The organism is Nocardiopsis coralli, assembly GCF_014892575.1.
GTDB classification, from domain to species: domain Bacteria; phylum Actinomycetota; class Actinomycetes; order Streptosporangiales; family Streptosporangiaceae; genus Nocardiopsis; species Nocardiopsis coralli.
Map to the genome: position 1 here is coordinate 1 of NZ_JADBGI010000058.1, position 1,027 is coordinate 1,027.

Below are 1,027 nucleotides of genomic sequence, written 5' to 3' on the forward strand. Positions count from 1 at the left end.
TGGCCTCGTTCACGGCCCCCTACGGCACCACCGAGAAGACCCCCGACACCGGCGCGGGCGCCGACGGCACCGCTGCCTCCGGCGGCCCCGGTGGCGCGGGTGGCTCCGACATCGACTTCATCCCCCCGGGCGAGGCGGTGACCTCGCGCTACGGGCGTACCTACGACGCGCTCATCAGCGCGATGGGCTTCGCCCACGGCCACCACGGCCACACCCACACCAACACCTCCGGGGCTGGCGCTGCTGCCGGTGCCGGAGGTGGTGGCGGCGCGGACGGCACCGAGACTGACGCCGACTCTGTCGGCGACGCCGACGGCCACGGCCCCGGCGGCTCCGCCTCCGGCGGCTCCGCCTCCGGCGGCTCCGCCTCCGGCGGCGCGGACGGCACCCCCGATGACGGCTCCACCTCGGGCGGGGGCTGCTCGCAGCCGCCCGGCACCAAGGCGGTCATCAACATCACCGTGCCCCTGTCGGCACTGCTGGGCTTCGGCTTCGCCTTCAAGGACCAGAACGAGACCGACACCGCCGACGCCAACGGCGCCAACGGCGCCGACGGCGTCGGCGCCGCAGGCGCAACCGGGGCAACTGGCCCCGAGGCCGCAGGCGCGGCCGGGGCATCCGGGGCGACCGGGGCGCCGCCCGGCTCGTGCCCCGGTTCGGCCCCCGGGTCGGGCCCCGGTTCGGGCCCCGGTTCGGGCGCCGGGTCTGGCCCCGACCCCGGCGGCGGTGGCGNACCAAGGCGGTCATCAACATCACCGTGCCCCTGTCGGCACTGCTGGGCTTCGGCTTCGCCTTCAAGGACCAGAACGAGACCGACACCGCCGACGCCAACGGCGCCAACGGCGCCGACGGCGTCGGCGCCGCAGGCGCAACCGGGGCAACTGGCCCCGAGGCCGCAGGCGCGGCCGGGGCATCCGGGGCGACCGGGGCGCCGCCCGGCTCGTGCCCCGGTTCGGCCCCCGGGTCGGGCCCCGGTTCGGGCCCCGGTTCGGGCGCCGGGTCTGGCCCCGACCCCGGCGGCGGTGGC

The 1,027-nt window shown here is 78.1% G+C and carries 1 pseudogene; it reads left to right on the forward strand.

The features are described 5' to 3' along the window. Positions 1-757 precede the first annotated feature (757 nt). A pseudogene (locus tag IDM40_RS27745) lies at positions 758-1,027 on the forward strand (hypothetical protein); the annotation flags it as partial.